Origin of the sequence: Streptomyces sp. SID12488, assembly GCF_010548275.1 — a bacterium.
Taxonomy (GTDB): domain Bacteria; phylum Actinomycetota; class Actinomycetes; order Streptomycetales; family Streptomycetaceae; genus Streptomyces.
In genome coordinates this window covers 487,686-500,957 of sequence record NZ_JAAGLT010000001.1, presented here as the reverse complement: position 1 = coordinate 500,957, position 13,272 = coordinate 487,686, and the positions used below count along the sequence as shown (strand labels likewise).

The 13,272-nt window shown below is 70.4% G+C and carries 13 protein-coding genes; 6 read left to right on the top strand and 7 right to left on the bottom strand.

Annotated features, from left to right (window positions below; translation table 11 throughout):
- Nucleotides 1-90 precede the first annotated feature (90 nt).
- Complete coding sequence (locus G3I56_RS02285) at nucleotides 91-1,695, top strand: VWA domain-containing protein (protein WP_164406820.1); 1,605 nt, start codon at nucleotides 91-93, stop codon at nucleotides 1,693-1,695.
- A 104-nt stretch (nucleotides 1,696-1,799) separates the two neighbouring features.
- Here the strand turns inward: G3I56_RS02285 and G3I56_RS02280 are convergent, their stop codons facing one another.
- On the bottom strand, nucleotides 1,800-2,420 hold the full coding sequence (locus G3I56_RS02280; protein WP_164406819.1) for a chorismate mutase: 621 nt from the start codon (nucleotides 2,418-2,420) through the stop codon (nucleotides 1,800-1,802).
- A 172-nt stretch (nucleotides 2,421-2,592) separates the two neighbouring features.
- Between G3I56_RS02280 and G3I56_RS02275 the strand changes: the two genes are divergently transcribed.
- Entirely contained in the window at nucleotides 2,593-4,524 is a 1,932-nt protein-coding gene (locus G3I56_RS02275) for an AMP-dependent synthetase/ligase (protein ID WP_164406817.1), read from the top strand.
- Nucleotides 4,525-4,635: 111 nt separating this feature from the next.
- Here G3I56_RS02275 and G3I56_RS02270 read toward each other — a convergent pair whose 3' ends face one another.
- The 3 genes from G3I56_RS02270 to G3I56_RS02260 form a co-directional block, all read right to left on the bottom strand.
- On the bottom strand, nucleotides 4,636-5,043 hold the full coding sequence (locus tag G3I56_RS02270) for a rodlin (RefSeq protein WP_164406816.1): 408 nt from the start codon (nucleotides 5,041-5,043) through the stop codon (nucleotides 4,636-4,638).
- A gap of 166 nt (nucleotides 5,044-5,209) precedes the next feature.
- Nucleotides 5,210-6,289 carry an LCP family protein gene (locus G3I56_RS02265; RefSeq protein ID WP_343239837.1) on the bottom strand — a complete coding sequence of 360 codons (1,080 nt, stop codon included), beginning with the start codon at nucleotides 6,287-6,289 and terminating at the stop codon, nucleotides 5,210-5,212.
- Between the two features lie 116 nt (nucleotides 6,290-6,405).
- Nucleotides 6,406-6,816: a rodlin gene (locus G3I56_RS02260; protein WP_164313048.1), complete on the bottom strand. Its 411-nt coding sequence runs from the start codon at nucleotides 6,814-6,816 to the stop codon at nucleotides 6,406-6,408.
- A gap of 251 nt (nucleotides 6,817-7,067) precedes the next feature.
- Here G3I56_RS02260 and G3I56_RS02255 point away from each other — a divergent pair, with 251 nt between their 5' ends.
- Nucleotides 7,068-7,478 (top strand): rodlin, encoded by a 411-nt coding sequence (locus tag G3I56_RS02255; protein ID WP_164406815.1) that lies wholly within the window; start codon nucleotides 7,068-7,070, stop codon nucleotides 7,476-7,478.
- Nucleotides 7,479-7,790: 312 nt separating this feature from the next.
- Nucleotides 7,791-8,018, top strand: a complete 228-nt coding sequence (gene chpD, locus G3I56_RS02250; protein WP_006377744.1) for a chaplin ChpD — start codon at nucleotides 7,791-7,793, stop codon at nucleotides 8,016-8,018.
- Between the two features lie 324 nt (nucleotides 8,019-8,342).
- Here chpD and G3I56_RS43530 read toward each other — a convergent pair whose 3' ends face one another.
- On the bottom strand, nucleotides 8,343-8,771 hold the full coding sequence (locus G3I56_RS43530) for a hypothetical protein (RefSeq protein WP_164406814.1): 429 nt from the start codon (nucleotides 8,769-8,771) through the stop codon (nucleotides 8,343-8,345).
- Between the two features lie 76 nt (nucleotides 8,772-8,847).
- Here G3I56_RS43530 and G3I56_RS43525 point away from each other — a divergent pair, with 76 nt between their 5' ends.
- Entirely contained in the window at nucleotides 8,848-8,994 is a 147-nt protein-coding gene (locus tag G3I56_RS43525) for a hypothetical protein (protein ID WP_164406813.1), read from the top strand.
- Nucleotides 8,995-9,060: 66 nt separating this feature from the next.
- Here the strand turns inward: G3I56_RS43525 and G3I56_RS02235 are convergent, their stop codons facing one another.
- Nucleotides 9,061-10,422, bottom strand: a complete 1,362-nt coding sequence (locus G3I56_RS02235) for an NAD(P)-binding domain-containing protein (protein ID WP_164406812.1) — start codon at nucleotides 10,420-10,422, stop codon at nucleotides 9,061-9,063.
- Nucleotides 10,422-11,723 (bottom strand): ATP-grasp domain-containing protein, encoded by a 1,302-nt coding sequence (locus tag G3I56_RS02230; protein WP_164406811.1) that lies wholly within the window; start codon nucleotides 11,721-11,723, stop codon nucleotides 10,422-10,424. Before G3I56_RS02230 ends, G3I56_RS02235 begins: the two co-directional genes overlap by 1 nt.
- Before the next feature lie 190 nt (nucleotides 11,724-11,913).
- Between G3I56_RS02230 and G3I56_RS02225 the strand changes: the two genes are divergently transcribed.
- Nucleotides 11,914-13,266, top strand: coding sequence for a glycosyl hydrolase (locus G3I56_RS02225; RefSeq protein ID WP_203688940.1), 1,353 nt, complete (start codon nucleotides 11,914-11,916; stop codon nucleotides 13,264-13,266).
- Nucleotides 13,267-13,272 lie beyond the last annotated feature (6 nt).

The window sequence follows — 13,272 nt, the reverse complement described above, 5'->3', positions numbered from 1 at the left end:
CGCCCCGTACCGCACATTCCCGCCCCTTCCGCCGTCACAGTCACAGAAGTTGACGTCGTCCGGCGTCAACGGACGGAGGGGGCACGGCAGATGGAGCGGAACCGGATACGCCGAACACGACGCCTGCGGGATGCGCTGATCGCGGCGACGGCCGCGGGCGGGCTGCTGCTCACCGGGTGCAGTGCGACGGGGGACAGCGGCGACAGCGCCGGCGACACCAGCCAGGACAGCAAGCAGAACTCCGGTGGCGGCTCGGGCTACGCGCCCGCGCCGGCCCAGAGCAACGGCCCCGGCGAACAGAGCGACCGTGACGGCGGACAAGGCGACACGGAAGGTGAGACAGAAGGCGAGACGGAAGGCGACTTCGCCCCGTCCCTCGACTACCTCTCCACCTTCGCCCTCGACGTCGACACCGCCTCGTACGGCTACGCGCGCCGCACCCTCGCCGACGGCCACCGCCCCGACCCGTCGACGGTCCGGCCCGAGGAGTTCGTCAACAGCTTCGGCCAGGACTACGAACGCCCCGACGGCAACGGCTTCTCGGTCACCGTCGACGGAGCCCGCACCGACCGAGAGAACTGGTCCCTGGTCCGCGTGGGCCTCGCCACCCGCACCGCCGAACAGGAGGGCGAACGCCCGCCGGCCGCCCTCACCTTCGTCATCGACATCTCCGGTTCCATGGCCGAGCCCGGCCGCCTCGACCTCGCCAAGGACTCCCTCGGCGTGATGACGGACCGGCTGCGCGACGACGACTCGGTGGCCATCGTCACCTTCAGCGACGAGGCCGAGACCGTCCTCCCGATGACCCGCCTCGACGACCACCGCGACCGCGTCCACCACGCGATCGACGAACTGGAACCGACCGACTCGACCAACCTCGGCGCGGGCGTGCGCACCGGCTACGCCACCGCCGTCGAGGGCCTGCGCGAGGGCGCCACCAACCGGGTCGTGCTGGTCTCGGACGCGCTCGCCAACACCGGTGACACGGACGCCGACTCGATCCTCGACCGCATCTCCGACGCCCGCCGCGAGCACGGCATCACCCTCTTCGGCGTCGGTGTCGGGAGCGACTACGGCGACGCCCTGATGGAACGCCTCGCCGACAAGGGCGACGGCAACACCACCTACGTCTCGAACGAGACCGACGCCCGCCAGGTGTTCTGCGAGCAACTCCCGCGCAACATCGACCTCACGGCCCGCGACGCCAAGGCCCAGGTCGCCTTCGACCCGGAGACGGTCGCCGAGTTCCGTCTGATCGGCTACGACAACCGCCGGGTCGCCGACGACGACTTCCGCGACGACCGCGTGGACGGGGGCGAGGTGGGCCCCGGTCACACGGTCACCGCCTTGTACGCCGTCCGCACCAAAGAGTCCGCCTCGGGTCACCTCGCAACGGCGACGGTCCGCTGGCTCGACCCCGACACCCGCGAACCCCACGAGGAATCGGGCCAGTTGGAGTCGAATGCGGTGGACGAGGCGCTCTGGAACGCCCCGTCCCGCCTCCAGGTCACAGCGGTGGCCGCCTACTTCGCCGACGCCCTACGCAAGGGCGCCGACGACTGGACCACCCTGCCGGGCGCCCCGTCTCTGAGCGAACTGGCAAGCAAGGCAAACAAGTTGGCGGACAAGACAGAGGACAAGGCGGTCGGCCAACTGGCCGAGGCAATCGAACAAGCGAACCGCTACGACAACTAGGCGGTGCGAGTGAACAGGGGACGCGACGAGCGCCCCCTGTAGGGGCGCGGGGAACTGCGCGACCAGCCCCCACCGGCCTGCGGCCGACAAACAACCCAAGGCCGCTAACCGCACACAGACGGAACCGCCCTCCCAAGGCCCTCCACATGCAGCCTATCCAACCGGTAACCCCAAGCGGAGCGCCCCGCAGCAAGCACAAGCCGCACCTCGCACAAGTCCCCCGCCCGAACCCCCTCCGTCTCCTTCAACGCGTCCAGCACCTCAGTGGTGATCCGATCCAGGATCGGCCGAACCTCCTTGACCAGATCGGGCCGCTCGGTGGGCCGTAGCTCGGGATGCGCGTCCCAACGGGCGTACAGCCCACGCTGGACCAACTTGTTCGCCTCGATCTGGTCCCGGAACACGGCAGCCACCGCCTCCGGATCGAGGCCGAGCCCGACGGCCCGCGCGGAGACGTCGGCCAGGATCTGCTGCTCGCGCACCGGGTCGTCGATCGGCTTGTCGGTGCCGTACTTGGCGGCGGCGACCTTGTCGGCCACCAGCAGCCGCTCGGAGAACAGGTCGGTCAGCGAAGTCAGGGAAGTCAGCGAAGTGAGGGAGGACGTGGGGGAGGAGGCAACGGCGCTTGCCCGTACCGGAGTCGAGGTGTCAGCCACAGCGGGCGCCGCTCCGGAGACGACGGCCAGGACAGCCGACACGCACACGGCGACAAGAACAGACCGCACGGGGTTCCTTTCGGTGGGGGGAGGTCGAGCCGACGCCGGACCGAAGCCCCGCGCCCGGCGACAAAATATCCGCCCCGAATGATCCGCTTCTGCGCGACCCATTGAACTTCCGCTACGCGCCGGTAATTTGGCCCGGGATCAGGAGCGGAACCAGCCACCGGGAGCGAGCGTCATGGGCGTACGCAGGGATCTGAAGCAGGCGAAGCGGCACACCGATCTGGCGGCCCGCCACCGCGTCGAGCTGATCCGCGACGAGACGACCGGCACCGTCCGCGAGGCCCGCGCCGTCCCCATCGTGGCGGTCCCCACCACGGGCAGCACCGCTGACCTGCCCTACACCAACGCGGCCGAGGCCCCCGACGCGGTGATCCTGCGCCGCCGTACGGACGACGGCACCTGGCGCCCGATCACCGCCGCCGCCTTCGCGGCCGAAGTCACCGCCACCGCGAAGGGGTTGATAGCCGCCGGTCTCGAACCGGGCGGCCGGGTCGCGGTGATGTCCCGAACCCGCTACGAGTGGACGGTCCTGGACTTCGCGATCTGGGCGGCCGGCGGCCAGACCGTCCCCGTCTACGCCACCTCGTCCGCAGCTCAAGTGGACTGGATCGTCCGGGACTCGGGGGTCCACCTGGTCGTCACGGAGACGCCGGACAACACGGCCACCGTCATCACCGGCACGGCCACCCACCCCGAACCCCCGCGCGTACTCACCCTGGACGAGGACGCGATGGCCGAACTCACCACCCTGGGGCGGGAGGTGTCGGACGAGGAGGTGACCAAGCGGCGCGCGGCCCTGACCCCCGACACCACCGCGACGATCTGCTACACCTCCGGCACCACCGGCCGACCGAAGGGCTGCGTCCTCACCCACGCGAACCTGCACGCCGAGGCCGCCAACGTCGTCGAACTGCTGCACCCGATCTTCAAGGAGGTCACCGGCCAGACCGCCTCGACCCTCCTCTTCCTCCCCCTCGCCCACATCATGGGCCGGGCCCTTCAGATCGGCTGTCTGATGGCCCGCATCGAGATCGGCCACTTCCCCAGCATCAAGCCCGACGAACTCCGCCCGATGCTGAAGGAGTTCAAGCCGACCTTCCTGGTCGGCGTCCCGTACCTCTTCGAGCGGATCCACGCCGCCGGCCGCGCGACCGCCGAGAAGATGGGCCGCGCCGCCTCCTTCGACCGCGCGCACGGCATCGGTGTCCGCTTCGCGAAGGCGTACCTGGAGAAGTTCCTCAACACCGGCACCGGCAAGGGCCCCGGCCCCGCCCTCTACGCCGCCTGGGCCCTGTACGACCTGCTGGTGTACCGCCGTATCCGCAACGAGTTGGGCGGGCGTATGCACTACGCCATCAGCGGCGGCTCCCCGCTCGACCGCGACCTCAGCCTCTTCTTCTACGCTGCCGGAATCATTGTCTACGAGGGCTACGGCCTGACCGAGACGACCTCCGCCGCCACCCTCGTCCCGCCCCTGGCACCCCGACCCGGCACGGTCGGCCTCCTCGTCCCCGGCACCGCCGTTCGGATCGCCGACGACGGCGAGGTCCTCCTCAAGGGGGCGGTCGTCTTCGGCGCCTACTGGAACAACCCGGCGGCGACGGACGCCGTCCTGAGCGACGGCTGGTTCGCGACCGGCGACCTCGGTGCCCTCGACGACGACGGCTACCTCACCATCACCGGCCGCAAGAAGGACATCATCGTCACCTCCGGCGGCAAGAACGTCGCCCCGGCCGTCCTGGAGGACCGGCTGCGCAGTCGTGCGCCGGTCGCCCAGTGCATGGTCGTCGGCGACAACCGCCCCTTCGTCGCCGCCCTGATCACCCTCGCCCCCGACTCCGTCGCCCACTGGCTCACCGTCCGGGGGATGCCTGCCGACACCCCGATGTCCGAGGTGATCGGCGACCCCCGGATGCGCGCCGACGTCCAGCGGGCCGTGGACCATGCCAACGCGGCGGTCTCCCGGGCCGAGTCGATCCGCGCCTTCACCCTGGTCGAGGGCGAGTTCACCGAGGACAACGGCCTGCTCACCCCGTCCCTCAAGGTCAAACGCCACGCGGTACGGGAGGCGTTCGCCGCCGATATCGAGGCGCTGTACAGCAGGTGAGCTGGACAGCAAGTCAGCCCGACGTCAGGTGAGCCCGAGTCGGTGCCACAAACGCCGAACGGCGGGCCACCGGAGAACCGGTGACCCGCCGCCGCAACCGAGCGGGGAGGCTCAGCTGTTGCCGGCGCCGTTGCCGGACAGCACGGGGATGTCGCTGAGGATGTGCGACAGGGGCTCGTCGCCCTTGGCCTGCGTCGAGTTCTCGACACACTGCTGGTTCTGCGGGGCCGACAGGATCGGGATGTCCTGGAGGGCGACCGGCACGACGCCGACGACGGAACCGACGTTGAGCTTGGCCGGGAGGCCGACACACGGCTTGTTCAGCGAACCCTGGACCAGCGAGAGCTGCGGGCTCATGTCACCGAACGTGGCCGAGTTGCCGAACTCCTGCTCGGCGCCGTTACCGCTGACGGAGGTGGTGCCACCGTCGTTGGCGATCGCCAAGGCCTGGGGTGCTGCCGTCGCCGAGATACCGGCGACGGAGGCGGCGATGGCCGCGGAAGCCCACAGCTTCTTCATGTTCATTCCCTTCGAAATGCGGACTCCGGTGAGGAGCTGCGTGATCAACAACGGCCCAACCCCGGCCGGGGTTGCGGTGATTGCCCCATTTGGCCCAGCGGGTGAGGTGTACGAGCGGCCGTACGGGGGAAACGAGGCCGCTTGCCGGCCCGCCCGGCCACCCTGCTCAGGGGCACGCCAGCCGGTTCCCGCGCACCGGCATGTCCTTCCCGAACACCGGCGGATCGCCGGGCTTGGGATCCGTACCGGCCGCGATCAGGGGCCGGTCCTCGCGCATCTTGGTGAACATCGCCTTCGCCTTCGCGGCGTCCCAGCGCAGCGTCGAACCGACGTCCTTCATCGGGGGGTTGAACCCGGCGATCGGCACGGTGGCGAACTCGGTCCGCGTGGCCGGCACCTTGCTCAGCGCCGCGGCGAGCGTGACCAGCGCCTTCGCGCCGTCCTTCCCGAAGCCCTGCTGGACCTTGGCCGGACCGAGCAGCGTCCGGGCCACCCGGCCCATGGCCACCGGGTCGGTGAGCACCTTCCGGGCGGTCAGCTGCTCCAGCGCCGCGACCAGGAACCGCTGCTGCCGCTGGATCCGTCCCAGGTCGGCGCTGTTGTCGACGTGCCGCGAACGGACGTACTGCAAGGACTGGCCGCCCTTGAGCAGATGCCGTCCCGGCGCCAGGTCCAGCTTGGTCTTGGAGTCCTTGAGGCGCCGTTTCGTGCACACCTCGACCCCGCCGACCTGGTCGACCGCGTCGATGAACCGCCGGAAGTCGATCTGCAGATACTGCTCGACACTCACCCCGGTCGCCGCCTCCACCGTCCGCTCCAGGAGCGGGGCGCCGCCCTCCGCGTACGCGCCGTTGAGCTTGGCGGGATGCGCGGGGCGCTGTTTCGCGGAGGATGTGGGTTTGTACGCCGGAATCGTGGCGAGGGAGTCGCGCGGCAGGCCGATCACGCTGACACGGTCGCGCGCCGCGGACACGTGGACGAGCATCATCACGTCCGCGCAGTTGCAGGCGAAGCCGCCCGCGTGGAACTTACGGCGCTCCTTCTCGGTGATGGTGCCGCGGCCGTCCGTGCCCAGCAGCAGGATGTCGGTGGCCTTGGCGGGGGTGGCGCCGCCCGCGGGTTTCAGCGGCGGCGCCTGGGGTGTGCCGCAGCCGATCGCGGTCGCGGCGCACAGCATCGCGATCCCGCACAGCCGGGATAGGCGGGCAGGACGGGAAAACCGGAACAAAGGGTGTCTCGTCGTCACGGGACGCAACGTAGGCCAGCGGGCCGCCGAGAGTTCGACGGCCCGCTGGTGAAGGCTCGAAGAGAGCCCATACGTACGCCCGGCTCAGTTGTCGCCGGTGGTACTGGTGCTGACGGTCAGTTGTTGCCGACGCCGTTGCCGGACAGGACCGGGATGTCGCTGAGGATGTGCGACAGGGGCTCGTCGCCCTTGGCCTGCGTCGAGTTCTCGACACACTGCTGGTTCTGCGGGGCCGACAGGACCGGGATGTCCTGGAGGGCGACCGGCACGACGCCGACGACAGAACCGACGTTGAGCTTGGCCGGCAGACCGATGCAGGGCTTATTGAGCGAGCCCTGGATGAGCGCCATCTGGGGGCTCATGTTGCCGTACGTGGCCGAGTTGCCGTACTTCTGGATGGCGCCGTTGCCACTGGTGGACGTCGTGCCACCGTCGTTCGCGATCGCCATTGCCGGGGCCGCCACCGCAGCGGAGACACCGACGACGGAAGCGGCGACCGCCGCGGCAGCCATAACCTTCTTGATCACTTGCTAGTCCCTTCGGAAGAAACCCCGTCCACCGGAGCCGCTCTGATCAACTGTCTCCGGCGCGCATAGTTGCTGCGATTCACTCTGATGGCCCATGGCGAGGGGCGTTCGCGAGGGGTCTGTGAACCGGGCGTTTCCATGAATTTCCGAGTCCTGAACGGGCCAATCGGGTGAAGCGGCGAAACCAATCCCCGTCCATCCGGTTGATGCGAGAGCAGGAACATGTGTCTCTGCCAGGAAAGGAAAGCGAAATGCTGAAGAAGGCAATGGCCGCGGCGGCGGTAGCCGCATCTGTCGTCGGAGTCTCGGCGGCGACCGCCACTCAGGCGCTTGCCACAGCGGACGACGGCGGCACCACGTCCGTCAGCGGGAACGGCGCGGTCTCGAAGTTCGGCAACTCCCTGACCAAGGGGGACATGAGCCCTCAGATGAGCCTGGCACAGGGCACCCTGAACAAGCTCTGTGTCGGTCTGCCCGTCAAGGGCAACGTGGGCTCCGTCGTGGGAGTCGTGCCGGTCGCCCTCCAGGACATTCCGATCCTGTCCGCCCCGCAGAACCAGCAGTGCGCCGAGAACTCGACGCAGGCCAAGGGTGACGAGCCGCTGGCCGGCGTTCTCAGTGACATTCCGGTCCTGTCCGGGAACGGTGTCGGCAACAGCTGATCTGGCGCCGTCTGCTGACCGTTCGTCAACAGTCGTCCGGTCGCCCATAAACGCAGCTCGGACAGCCTCTGCACACGGTGCGGGGGCTGTCCGCGCTTTGCCATCTCCCCGATTTCCTTCAGCCTTTCGTGTGGACTGTGTTTTCTGCTGCTTCGGGGCGTTCGAGTGAATTAACCGTGGGACCACGTTCCGTAGTTTCTTCGGCTGTCTATCCCTCGTTTTAGAACTGCCGGTCATGGTGCGAGCCGTTCATGCTGTGCTCGCTCGGTCTTCGGCCGACATAGGGGCATGACCGCAGAGAAGGGAAACCTCATGAAGAAGAGCGTTGCTGTCATCGCGGGCGCCATCATGGCGCTCGGAATGGCCGCCCCGGCCTTCGCCGACGCCGAGGCGGAGGGCTTCGCCGCCAACTCCCCGGGTGTGCTCTCCGGCAACGTGATCCAGGTGCCCGTCCACATTCCCGTCAACGTGTGCGGCAACTCGATCAACGTCATCGCGCTGCTGAACCCGGCGTTCGGCAACACCTGCGTCAACGACTGACGTCGTAGCACCAGCCGTTCGGCGGTGTCTGGGCCGGTCTTGGAGAGCCTTTCGGTGCCAAGGCCGGCTTTTTCTCACCTCTCCCAGCAGGAAGATAATCAGAATGCGACAGAGTCTGAGCAGGGGGATGGTCGTGGCGGCCGCCGCGACGAGCCTCTTGTCCCTCTACGGCATTTCCGCCCTGGCCGACGCGGACGCGGGCAGGGCCGTCAAGGGCCCGTCCGCACACGGAGCCCCGCACGACGACCCCGGCTACGGCAACGGCAACGGCAACGGCCCGGGCCACGGCCAGGGGAATGGTCACGGTCACGGTCACGACAACGGCTACGGCGACACTCCGCCGACGAAGCCGCCGACGAAGCCGCCGACGACGCCGCCGACCAAGCCTCCGACGACGCCGCCCACGAAGCCCCCCACGAAGCCTCCGACGAAGCCTCCGACGAAGCCGCCGACGAAGCCTCCGACGAAGCCGCCGACGAAGCCGCCGACGAAGCCGCCGACGACGCCGCCGACAAAGCCTCCGACGACGCCGCCCACGAAGCCGCCCACGAAGCCCCCCACGAAGCCGCCGACGAAGCCGCCGACGAAGCCGCCGACGAAGCCGCCGACGAAGCCGCCGACGAAGCCGCCGACGACGCCTCCGACGAAGCCGCCGACGACGCCGCCGACGACGCCTCCGACGAAGCCGCCGACGAAGCCGCCGACGAAGCCCCCCACGAAGCCGCCGACGACGCCGCCCACCAAGCCCCCCACGACGCCTCCGACCAAGCCCCCCACGACGCCTCCGACCAAGCCCCCCACGGGCCCGCCGACGACGACGCCTCCCACCGTGCCGCCGACGAAGCCGCCCCACCTGCCGCCGACCGGCAGTCGTGAGGAGTTGATCGCGGCCTCGGCCGTCAGCGTCGTGATGATCGCCGGTGGCGTCGTCCTGTACCGACGGGGCAGGCGGGGCCAGCCCGGCGCCCACGAGTGAGGCGCCACGGGTAGGGCCCCGGGCAACCGGATGAGCCACGCGCCCTGCAGGGGGCGCGTGGCTCATTCAGGGGCGCGAGGCTGTATCGATATGCGGCTCCGCCGCGTGGGCGCGACCAGCCCCCACCGGGCCCGCAGCAGACGAACCGCCTACCCCGCGGACGCGGACCGCACCCCCTCGCGCCGCCCCTGCCCCGGCACTGTCGCGCCGCCCGCCAGGCCGGGCCCCTGTCCGCAGCCGGCGCCGAACCCCTCGTACGAGCGTCTCCGCGGTGAAGGTCGCGCCGTGCACGAAGCGCATCGCCGGGCCGAAGCCGGACGCCGTCACCAGGCCCGCCAGGAACAGGCCGGGGTACGAGGACTCGAAGTGCCGTCCGACCGCAGGGGAACCGTCCGCCAACGCGCCCAGCCCGGCGCCGAGTCGGGGGTCCAGCAGGCCCAGCCTGTCGCAGGTCGCACTGAACCCCGTTGCCGCGATGACGTGTTCGGTCTCCAGGGAGCGCCGCTCGCCCGACCGGGTCACCGTGTCCAGCCGTACGCCGCCGCCGGCGCCCGTCAACTCCTGTGCCCGTGACACCTCTTGACCGAGGAGCACCTCGACCGCCGGTTCGACCCGGTCGCGTACCCACCAGGCGCCCGCCGGGCCGAGGGCCGTGGCGGCGATCCGGGCGCGGGTCGGTTCCGGGAGGCGGTGGAAGAGGCCGGGGCGTTCCGCGTAGAACCAGTTGCGCCAGCCGCAGCCCAGGCCGCTGTGCGGGGCGCGGGCCGAGAGCCACCAGGGACGCTCCCACGGCGCCGGTACGTCGTTCCAGCTCAGCCGGTCGACGCGGGCCAACACCCGTACGCGGGAGCCCTGTTCGGCGAGCAGGGCGGCCGTCTCCAGGGCTGCCTGGCCGCCGCCGATCACCGTGACGTCCCGGCCGCGGAAGCGGTCGAGGTCGCCGTGATGGCTGCTGTGCGAGACCAGGTCGGGGCCGAGACCGCGCAGAGCGGCGGGGATCTCGGCGAAGGGGAGCACACCGACGGCGAGGGCGACGGTCCGGGCACGCACGGTCTCGCCGTCCTCCGTCACCGCCTCGAAGCCCCCGGGCACGGGCGCCACCCGGGTCACCGTCCGTTCGTCGACCCCGGGCACGGCGTTGCGGGCGAACCACTGCCCGTACGAGGCGAACATCTCCAGCGGGATCGGCTGCCCGTGCCGCGCCTCGACGCCCTGACCGGCGCAGTACGTGTCCAGGCGCCAGCGGTCGTCGGGGTCGGACAGGTTCGACGCCCACGGCTCCGACTTCAGGAACATGCCCCGGGGCATGTTGTCGCGCCAGGAAGCCATGGGCCGGCCGAGGACGCGCAGCCGGAGCCCGGCGCCGGCGGCGTGGGAGGCGATGGACAGGCCGTAGGGTCCCGCGCCCACCACCAGCAGGTCGTACATCAGTAGCTGTTCGCTTTCTCGTCGTCGGCAAGGGAGCCCGCGGTCAGTGGCTGTGGCGTGTCGGCCACCGCCTGCCGGACCACGCGGGCCTGGGTGTCGTCCGGTCCGGGCCGTTCGCACAGCCGGCGCAGCCGGGTCGGCAGGCGGCGGGCGGCGTGCCGGGCCCACAGGGCCCACATCGCCCAGCCGGGCGCGAGGTCGTCCGGGGCGTGCCAGGCCAGTTCGCGGCCGGCCGGCGCCGGACGCAGCGCGCTGAGCGGCGCGTAGTTCTCGACCACGAACGCCCGCCCGGGCCGGGGCGCCCCCTCGGGCAGCGGACGGTGGGTCAGGTCGAGGTGCTGGGCGCGTACGACGTCCAGCCCGGCCGTGTCGGTGAAGAGCCGGAACTGGGCGCCGGGGCGCGGATTGAAGTCGAGCAGGTGGTAGTCGCCGGTGGTGGCGCAGCGCCGGAAGTCGAGGTCGAAGATGCCCCGGTAGCCCAGTTCACCGACGACGCGTTCGGAGAGCGCCCACACCGACGCGTTCGGGGTCCAGTGGCCCACCGCCGTGAGTCCGGCGCCGCGCGGCCAGGCGTGCAGCTTGCGGCCGGGGCCGCCGCCGCGCACGGTCCCGGTGCGGTCGACGTACCCGTGGCAGAACCAGTCGAGGTCGGGTCCCGGCGGCAGGAACGCCTGGAGGAGCAGCCGGCTGCCCGCCTCCTCCGTACGCAGGTACAGCTCCCGGGCCTGCCGCGCCGAGCGCACGACGACCGTGCTGCGCAGGTCGCTGTCGGCCGGGAGCAGCCAGGGCCGGCTCCACTTCGCCACGGCCGGCAGCCCGAGGTGCCAGGCCACGGCGGCGGCCTCGGTCGCGCTGTCCGGGATGAGTGTCAGGGGGTGAGGCACGCCCACGGCCGCACACACGGCGGCCAGTTCGGCTTTGTCGGCCACCCGTTCGGCCAGCGGGCCGGGCTGCTGCGGTAGCAGAAAGGCGGGCGCCAGCTCGGCCCGGGCCCGGCCCACCGCGACGGCGCTCGCGTCGTCGAGCGGGATCAGCACGGCGGGCCGCGCGATCTGCGAGGCCACCCGCAGCAGGGCGTGGGCGATGTCGGCGGAGGCGGCGCCGGGCAGCGGCGGCGGATGCAATTGTCGTACGAAACGGGATCTGCGTACGGGACTTCCGTCGACGTCGGCGATCAGGTGTACGTCGACGCCCGCCCGGCCGAGTGAGCGTACGGCGCCCAGTGTTCCGTGGTGAAAGGGATTCCGGTCGGTCCGCACGAGGACGGCGGGGACGCGGGTGTCGAGCAGCGACACGGACATGTGTTTTCGGGTTTCCTTCGGGTCGGTTCACTCGTGCGGGCGAGCGGAACACTCGAAAGTCTCAAGCGCGGTGGCGGAATTCATACTCATATGACTGAGTGTCAGTAGGTGAAAAGGCAGGACGAGAACAGGCAGTGCGAAAACACGCAGTGTGAGAACAGGGAGTACGCGCGTGGAGGAAGGAGCAGGCATGGCCCCACAGAAGCGACGGGCCCGCACCGGACGGCTGGCGTTCCTGGCGGCCGTGGTCGCCGCGTCGGCCGTCCTGGCGACTGGGCCGGGACACGCCGTGGGCGCGGGGGTGGCCGATCCTCCCGTCCCCGTACCGGACACGGTCACGGTCACGCAGCCGACCCCGCCCACCGGGATCGTGGCACCGGTCGCGCCCGTGACCCCCGAACCCCCGGTGGCTCCCGAGCCGCCCAAGGTCGAGCCGCCGGAACCCCCCGAGCCACCGGAGCCGCCCAAGCTCCCCGCTTTCGGCGCGTACGTCGACTACGACGGTGAACGGGGCACGGCCAGGATCGCCGAGCTCAGCCGCTGGCTGGGCGATGCCGATCTCAAGGTCGGCCACACCTATCTGCCGGGCGACCGGTGGAGCAACATCGAAGGGCTGCCCGGCTTCCTCGACGTGTGGGCGGACTGGCGGCGGGCCGAGGAGGACCGGCTGTTCGTCCTCAACGTGCCCATGCTGGAGCGCAACGAGGAGGGCGTCTCCGACCGTCAGGTCCAGGTGCAGCTGCGGCGCGGCGCGGCCGGTCTCTACGATCACCACTTCCGCGCCCTGGCCGAGCGGCTGGTCGCGCTGAACATTCCGGACACGGTCATCGTGCTCGGCTGGGAAATGAACGGCATCACGTACACCCATCGCTGCGGGCCGGACCCGGAGGCCTGGAAGAGGTACTGGAACAGGATCGTCACCACCATGCGGGCGGTGCCGGGCCAGAAATTCCGGTTCGATTTCAATCCGACCCGGGGCAAGGACGCCATTCCGTGGCCGCAGTGCTATCCGGGGGACGACACGGTCGACATCATCGGCATGGACGCCTATGACCAGCCCCGGGGACTCTCATTCGACGAGCAGGTGAGTGAGCCCTACGGACTTCAGGCGCATGTGGATTTCGCCAAGGCGCACGGAAAGCCCATTTCCTATCCGGAATGGGGACTGTTCCGCAACGGCGACAATCCGGAGTACATGCGGCGCATGCTCGCGTGGATGGACGAGCACAAGCCGCTGTACAACACGCTGACCGACTACTGCCCGCACGGCGTGTGGCAGTGCGGCAGCAATCCGAAGGCGTCCGAGGTGTACCGCCAGATCCTGACGGGCCGTAAGGACACCGAGCCGACCGTGCCGACCCCGGTGCCGCCGGTCCCGACGCCGGTACCGACCCCCGAGCCGCCGAAGCCCACGGATCCGGTCACCCCGCCGGCGCCGCTGCCGCCGCCCAACTGCTCGCCGCTGGATCTGGGCGACTGGGTGGAGTACTGGATGGGCGGGAAGCTGTGCCTGAGGTTCGACTGGTGGTCGCGCAACAGGTGACCGCCC